Source organism: Okeania sp. SIO2F4, assembly GCF_010672385.1.
Classification (GTDB): domain Bacteria; phylum Cyanobacteriota; class Cyanobacteriia; order Cyanobacteriales; family Microcoleaceae; genus Trichodesmium.
The window spans coordinates 1-6,728 of the sequence record NZ_JAAHGT010000519.1 but is presented as its reverse complement, the minus strand read 5'-3'; the positions used below and the strand labels follow the sequence as shown (position 1 = coordinate 6,728).

The 6,728-nt window shown below is 33.0% G+C and carries 4 protein-coding genes; 1 reads left to right on the top strand and 3 read right to left on the bottom strand.

Annotated features, from left to right (window positions below):
* Positions 1-72: 72 nt before the first annotated feature.
* Complete coding sequence (locus F6K22_RS26390) at positions 73-1,479, top strand: GTP-binding protein (RefSeq protein ID WP_293104893.1); 1,407 nt, start codon at positions 73-75, stop codon at positions 1,477-1,479.
* Between the two features lie 1,849 nt (positions 1,480-3,328).
* Here F6K22_RS26390 and F6K22_RS26385 read toward each other — a convergent pair.
* The 3 genes from F6K22_RS26385 to F6K22_RS26375 all read right to left on the bottom strand — a co-directional run bounded on the left by F6K22_RS26385 (position 3,329) and on the right by F6K22_RS26375 (position 6,279).
* Entirely contained in the window at positions 3,329-3,535 is a 207-nt protein-coding gene (locus F6K22_RS26385; RefSeq protein WP_293104890.1) for a hypothetical protein, read from the bottom strand.
* Positions 3,536-3,629: 94 nt separating this feature from the next.
* Entirely contained in the window at positions 3,630-4,316 is a 687-nt protein-coding gene (locus F6K22_RS26380; protein WP_293104887.1) for a hypothetical protein, read from the bottom strand.
* 1,066 nt (positions 4,317-5,382) lie between these two features.
* Positions 5,383-6,279: a TauD/TfdA dioxygenase family protein gene (locus F6K22_RS26375; protein WP_293104884.1), complete on the bottom strand. Its 897-nt coding sequence runs from the start codon at positions 6,277-6,279 to the stop codon at positions 5,383-5,385.
* Positions 6,280-6,728 lie beyond the last annotated feature (449 nt).

Genomic DNA, 6,728 nt, shown 5'->3' with positions numbered 1-6,728 from the left:
AAAACAACAAGATCGAGTTGTCAACTAAAGGTAATAAAGCTGATAACTGATAACTGATAACTGATAACTGAAATGACTTTTAATAACTCAAATATCTACCCAGAAATAATTACAGAAAATTCTCAACCAACAGAAAGTTATCGTAAACAAAGTCAACTTCATTGGAAGCGAGCTAGAGCAAGTTTACGAAAAGCTTTAAATAGATATTCTGTCGGGCAAAATGCTGTACAAAAAACAACTAACCCTGAATTATCATCTACTATCAAAACTCAATTAGACCTATTAAAATCAAATATTGATAAGCTCGACCAAGGAGTAATTCAAATAGCTGTTTTTGGTCTGGTCAGTCGTGGTAAATCAGCAGTATTAAACGCTTTATTAGGTGAAAAAATATTAGAAACAGGTCCTCTTAATGGCGTAACTCAATGGCCGCGTTCTATTAGATGGACTCCCAATATTTTTGTTAATTCCAATCGACAAGAAGTAGTCAAAGTAGACTTAATAGATACTCCAGGATTAGATGAAGTAGCAGGTCAAGTTCGTGGAGAAATGGCGAAGGAAGTTACTCGCCAAGCTGATTTAATTTTATTTGTTGTTTCTGGGGATATTACTCGGACTGAATATGATGCTTTGTCTGACTTAAGGAAGGCTAAAAAGCCGTTAATTTTAGTATTTAATAAAATTGATTTATATTCGGAGACGGAACGACGAAAAATTTATCAGAATTTACAAAAAATTGCTGTTCATCAGTCAGGAGAATTAGAGGATATTTACTATCCTTCAGAAGTAGTAATGGTAGCAGCAGAACCAACCCCTATACCTGTAAGAATTGAATGGTCTGATGGTAATGTGACTCACGAGAGGGAAACTTTGCCTCCTCAAATAGATGAGTTAAAACAAAAAATAATTACTATTTTAGAGCGGGAAGGGCGATCGCTGTTAGCTTTAAATGCCTTACTTCAAGCGAAAGAAGCTGAGGTAAGTATTGCTCATAAAACTGTTAAGATAAAACAAAATGAAGCTGATGATTTAATTTGGAATTTTGCTAAGTATAAAGCGTTAGCTGTTGCTCTTAATCCTATTTCTGTTATTGATGTAGTTGGAACTACAGTAATAGATTTAGCATTAATTCGTTCTTTGTCTCGTCTTTATAATTTGCCGATGACTAGCTATGAAGCAGGTAAACTTTGGAAAATAATTATTTTTAGTGCTGGTGGTATATTGTTGGGTGATTTGGGAAGTAGTTTATTATTAGGTTTAGGAAAGGTTGATATTACTTCTTATGCAGGAGTTGCTATTACTCAAGCTTCTATAGCTGCTTATGGAACTTATGCTATTGGTAGTGCTACTAAGGTTTATTTGGAAAAGGGTTGTACTTGGGGACTTTTGGGGCAAGATATTGTTATTCAGGATATTTTAAGTCAGGTAGAACCGGATACGATAATTTATCGTTTACAACAGGAATTATTCAAGAAATAAGGAAGAAGTAATATCAAATCCGGTTGAATACTTATTATATGGTTGCGGGAGATGGGGAGATGGGGAGGTAGGGAGGTGGGGGGATTGAATATTGTATAGATATAATTATAAACATATATTATATAAACGGATTCTATATAAGAAGTAAGAAGGAAGAATATAGTACTTTGTATGAGGCAAGGAAATATTTTTCATTGAGTGTGAGTTTTGTTAATGAGACTTTGTATATTTGTAGCGATCGCCTGAAAGAAGGAAGAAGTAAGAAGTAAGAATGAAGAAGTTATTAGCTTATATAAGGTCAGGAAAGAATTAGTAAATTTTCTGGAAAATATTTTTCATTGAGTGTCAGTTTTGTTGATGAGACTTTGTATATTTGTAGCGATCGCCTATTTGTTTTTAATCTCAAATATTTTTGGTGACTGTCAACTTGAATTTTAATTCTTGAAGCTTAATAAATAAACGGAAATAGGGTAGAGATTTTCCAGTTTGCCAATACACCTTCGGGTACTCACTTTTGCCAGAAATTCTAGAGATTAATCTCCCCAGAAACTTCTATTGTGTATATCGCAATAGAGATGAATCAGATTTTTATTTCTAATTTGCCAATATTTCCCTCACCTTCCTAGAGTCACTTTTGCCAGAAATTCACAGATTAATCTCCCCAGAAACTTTTATTGCGACATACGCAATAGAGAGGAATCAGATTTTTATTTCCAGTTTGCCAATATTTCCCTCACCTTCCTAGAGTCACTTTTGCCAGAAATTCAGACATTAATCTTCCACAGAAACTTTTATTGCGACATACGCAATAGAGATGAATCAGATTTTTATTTCTAATTTGCCAATATTTCCCTCACCTTCCCACAGTCACTTTTGCCAGAGACACTTTTGCCAGAAATTCAGACATTAATCTTCCACAGAAACTTTTATTGCGACATACGCAATAGAGAGGAATCAGATTTTTATTTCCAGTTTGCCAATATTTCCCTCACCTTCCCACAGTCACTTTTGCCAGAAATTCAGATATTAATCTTCCACAGAAACTTTTATTGCGACATACGCAATAGAGAGGAATCAGATTTTTATTTCCAGTTTGCCAATATTTCCCTCACCTTCCCACAGTCACTTTTGCCAGAAATTCAGACATTAATCTTCCACAGAAACTTTTATTGCGACATACGCAATAGAGAGGAATCAGATTTTTATTTCCAGTTTGCCAATATTTCCCTCACCTTCCTAGAGTCACTTTTGCCAGAAATTCACAGATAAATCTGAGTAGAAATTTCTATTGCGTATATCGCAATAGAGAGGAATCAGATTTTTATTTCTAATTTGCCAATATTTCCCTCAGCTTCCCACAATCACTTTTCCCAGAAATTCCCAGATAAATCTGAGTAGAAATTTCTATTGCGTATATCGCAATAGAGAGGAATCAGATTTTTATTTCTAATTTGCCAATCTTTGCCTTATCTTATTGTGAAAGTAAATTTCTAAGTAAACCACAGTAGATAGACCATAATTGGTAAAACGATAATTCCTAACCACGGAGCTTTTAGATTAGATAATTTTTCAGAATCGTCAAATTTCTGAAGGAGATTATGTATAGCAAATAAATAACTAATGGGAACTACCGAACCAGCTATAAAAATAGCATCTTTAGTTTTTCCTTCATAATTTTCAGTAGCTGTATAGACTAGAAGGATAACAAAAAAAAGACTATTAAGTATAAGATTAGTCTTAGTACCTGCAACATTACGAGACCAAGCAACAGGATTTTTAAAGAGGTTATTCTGATTAATTAGTATCTATCTTTATGAAATTTTTTCCTGCAAGTAGCTGACAAAAACTACTATTTTACTGATGATAACCATCTCTCTTCTTGCCAATCCCTTTTATAACCACCATTAGAAAAATGTACTTCTAATGGTATTTTAGTATTAGGGTCAACAAAAGAGTAATAATATTTATCTCCTCTTAGCTGAATATCATCAATTTGAACAATTTTAGATGAGCCATAAATACGAACAAGCTGACCATTTTTATATCTTCCTGGCATAACGATAACTATTTCCAGTAATTATACTAACCAGTTTATCATAATAATCAATAACCAAATATGCAAGTAATTTTTACTATAAATCATAAAATATTCAACATTTAACAATCCTTAAACCTTCTCTAAAGTGAAAAATTGTAGTTACTACTGCGATAACAAAATAAAAAATTCTAATTATCCAAAAACATAAACTCATGCTCCAAGAAATTACTCCCGGAGGAACTCCAATTAACCGCACAAACTTGGAATTAACACTCTTCTCTAATCTATCTAAATTGTTAATCTGTACTTTTTTATCAGGGAGAATCGGAAATTGGGCAGTATATAAGTAGAAACCATATACACCATCAGTTCCTACTCTTTGATTTAAAAATGAATTAGTTAGTAATTCAGCTTCATTAAATGATAACTTGTCATTCTTTGCTACCTGCTCTACCCAGATATCATATCTCACCATTGGAGTTGTGATAAAAATTATTGGAACTAAAATTATTAATAAAATCGTACTAACATAACGACCCAAATACTTAGGTAAAAAAATAGTTGCTAAACCAAAACCCATTCCAACTACAGCAAAAGCAATAATATTGAAAAGTTCAACTATTTCTATACCTCTTAAAAAATCACCAAAGACTATTAAACTGTATAAAAAATTATCAGCTAATTTTACAGATATTATTTTGGCTGAAACTATCCTACTAAAAATAAACGAAGTACAAAATATGTAAATAGATAGTTTAATCAAGAAAATAAAAAATATACTAATTTTTCGGATGAACATAGTAATTAAATAGTTACAGCAAAAAAAATTATCTATATCCTCAGATTATTGTGGGATAATACTTTCCGGAGTAAGTAACGTGGAAGTTTCGATATTTGAAGATTTAAGGTTAGGCGATCGCCACCTATAACCTATATATTTGAAAATTTCTATGAAAATGATCTTGTCTTTATTGTGAATTTTCCCAAACCATTCTGCTCCCCTTGCTCTAATTTTATGTATACCAGATATTTAGCTTACCGAATCATTAATAATTAATAATTATTAATTAAATAATTCAGCTTACTCTCCCTCCCCTTTCAAGGGAAAAAAGCGGTCGTTTGCGCAGCATTCCGTAGGATGGGATGGCGAGGTTTCCCGCTCTTGACAGAGCCGCTGCCTCTTTCAGAGGAGCTAACGCTAACGCTTTTCATGTCGCGCAGCGTTAACGAAGTTTTGCGTTAGCTAAACGCCATATCCAATCGACCAAGAGAAAAGTGCTCTTGAATTTCCTTATATTCAATTCCGTAACGGTTTTAACCTTCTTGTAATTATCAATTATCAATTATCCATTATCCATTAATGAACGCCTACCAAAACCCTAAAATATTATACCAAATATCAATAATTTTTCTATATTTTCTTGAGGGTATTTAGGGAAGTTGCATGCAAATTCCGTAGTTCGATGAGAGTAGTAAAAATATGAATAATATATAGTAAATGGTTGATAATCGTATTTAACTTTACTTAACTGTACTAATTACTTAATTATTTAAGTTTTGCATATGTATAGGATTATTTTTGGTGATTGGTATTACTTTTAAATCCACGAATAAACTATAGTTATTACAGTTAAGATTCAGACACTTAACCTTGATATAATCCTTTCAAATCATTGATTTTGCTGTCTCATTTTTATTTAAAAACACTATAATATTAACTTACCACTATTTAGGAGTTTATTTAGAAAATAAATTGAACTCCAAAACTACTGTAATACTTTAACTCTTTAAGATAAAAATAGAGCAAATATATGAGGATAAATTAATGAGTTACGAACATGAAAGAGATGTGATTTTTTGTCGATTTAGCAGTTATAGTCATCACGATTATTCACAAAACCAACACGCAAAGCAATGCGTTTATACTTAGTAGCATCGTAAGGTTTTCCAGTGTGCATAACTTGAGAATTATCCCAAAAGACAATATCCCCTGGTTGCCAAACATGACGGTAAACAGGTGTACAACTTAGAACTTTCTCAAACAAGTCTAACCAATATTGCTTCGCTAGATCGGGTTGTTCCTCCAATCCTTGAAGAATAGAAGAATCTGAACCCAAATATAAGCCTTTACGTTTAGTTATTTGATGAGTAGATATCAGAGGATGCAACTTTCGAGGAATCTCTACCGCTGGTTGTGAAGATACAGGAGAAAGATGATACATCGAAAGCTGTTCTAATTGTTGCTGAGATTCAGATTCAAAGTTATTATAAGCTTGTATCATATCTAGAAAATCAGTAGTATGGGGCTGTCCGTCAATGCCTTCTGGGGGGATAGTCAAACCATATAGCATGACAATATAAAGAGTATTCATTCCTAGCCCATCAGTTCTTGGGAGAAGGTCTTTGTCGTGATGCCATTGCCAAGCAATTTTATCTACTATATCCTGAGATAATCCTTTAGGATTCCCTAAAATATAACACCCCGAACTTTGTAAGTATGCAGGAATTTCAGGGTCTAAAGATTTTGGGCGGCGATTACCAAGGCTTGAATCTCTAAAGGTCTGTCTGGCAAATTCTGTTAACTGAGAAGCCGTCAGATTTTGGTTGCGGATGAAAATAACACCATTTTCCCAGAGATTTTGCTTTAATTCTTCTGCCTGTTTGGGAATTAAATTTACAAGATTACAGCCTGGAAAAATTTCTTTACCAAGCCTAGAATTTTGATATTTTTCAACAGTGATATTTTGTCTAATAGCATTCATAATTCATACAAATTACTTTTTTCATCTCACTGTAGCACTTATTTGAATTAAATACTATTCTCAGGATATCTGACTCTAGATATGAATTTTGTCTGAACCAGACTAGATAATAAATAACTGTTTGTGTTTAATACTTAGATAGTAAGAATGTAGGCGTTGGTAAATCAAGAGATGAAACTTTAAGAGTATTCTGTTTCTGATACCTCTAAATATCTAACCAGAGTAAGTGATGGGATTAACCCTAGTAGAAAATCATCTTACCAAAACCAGGAGGTCTAAAGCCTCCCCTTTTAAGGGGATGAAAAAAATATTCGCGCCTTGTATTTCAAGCCTCCGACTAAACTCGGAGGTACTGATAACTGATAACTGATAACTGATAACTGAAATGACCAGTTTTGAATTATCAGTCCCTATTACAATAGGGCGTGAAATATTGAATTTTCTTTTTT

Bases quoted from the DNA above. Each gene is read 5' to 3' on its own strand.
- F6K22_RS26390 (WP_293104893.1), top strand. From the start codon at position 73: ATGACTTTTAATAACTCAAATATCTACCCAGAAATAATTACAGAAAAT.
- F6K22_RS26385 (WP_293104890.1), bottom strand. From the start codon at position 3,535: ATGCCAGGAAGATATAAAAATGGTCAGCTTGTTCGTATTTATGGCTCA.
- F6K22_RS26380 (WP_293104887.1), bottom strand. From the start codon at position 4,316: ATGTTCATCCGAAAAATTAGTATATTTTTTATTTTCTTGATTAAACTA.
- F6K22_RS26375 (WP_293104884.1), bottom strand. From the start codon at position 6,279: ATGAATGCTATTAGACAAAATATCACTGTTGAAAAATATCAAAATTCT.